Consider the following 851-nt stretch of genomic DNA (forward strand, 5'->3'; position numbering starts at 1 on the left):
CGGCAATAGCGTATGAACACAGCACAAATTGAGAAATTAATAGAAATTGAATTCCAAGAAAAAAATTTTGGAGTAACGGAACAATTATTAGAAATTCACCAACCAATTTTTGAAAATGACAAAATCAAAATTGCCAACATCAAAAAAAATACTGAAAATATTTCTGCATATGTTCCTGTGCAAAAAGAAAAATTTTATTTTGTAGTTTATTTGGACATTAATTCAGAAAAAATAATTGCCATAAACACCGAACCTTATATTTGTGTTTATTTCAATTCAAATTCCGAAACTTTAACATTAGAAGAATTAGAAAGTTACACGAAATTAAAACCAACAAAAACTTTCAAAAAAGGAGATTTAAGAAAAAACACACAAGTCAAATATAAATTTAGTTCATTTCAAATTGAACCAAATCCCGAACCTGACAATTTTGATAATAAATTGAAGAATTTGCTTGACTTTTTGCAAACCGACAGAAATGGAATAAAAAAATTAGTGGAAAATGCGAATGGTTATATCCAAATTGCAATGGAATTTCATAACGGGAATGGAATGATTGGCGGACCAAATATAAATGAAGAAAATATTAGAAAATTAAGTGAATTAGGTTTATCAATTGACTTTGACCTATATGTTTCGGGGAATGAATACAAATAAAATAGTTGCTACTGCCGATAACATGGATTTTGCAAGATGCGGGGTTGAAGGAAATCTCAGAAATATTCTAGAAAATACCCGCAAAAAACCATTTCATTTTTTTTTGTAAATTTGAAAAAATGAAAATGGTTTTTGCTAGAGATTGGTTCTCCTCTCCACTTTTAGTTTACAGTAGCCCGCACCTCGCAAAGCCC

General features: G+C 29.6%; 1 protein-coding gene. It reads left to right on the forward strand.

Annotated elements, in window-relative coordinates:
• Positions 1–12 precede the first annotated feature (12 nt).
• On the forward strand, positions 13–657 hold the full coding sequence (locus AC5XHR_RS13760; RefSeq protein WP_495951352.1) for a DUF4279 domain-containing protein: 645 nt from the start codon (positions 13–15) through the stop codon (positions 655–657).
• The last annotated feature ends 194 nt before the right edge of the window (positions 658–851 follow it).

This window comes from Kaistella sp. CFF1-2 (genome assembly GCF_059509915.1).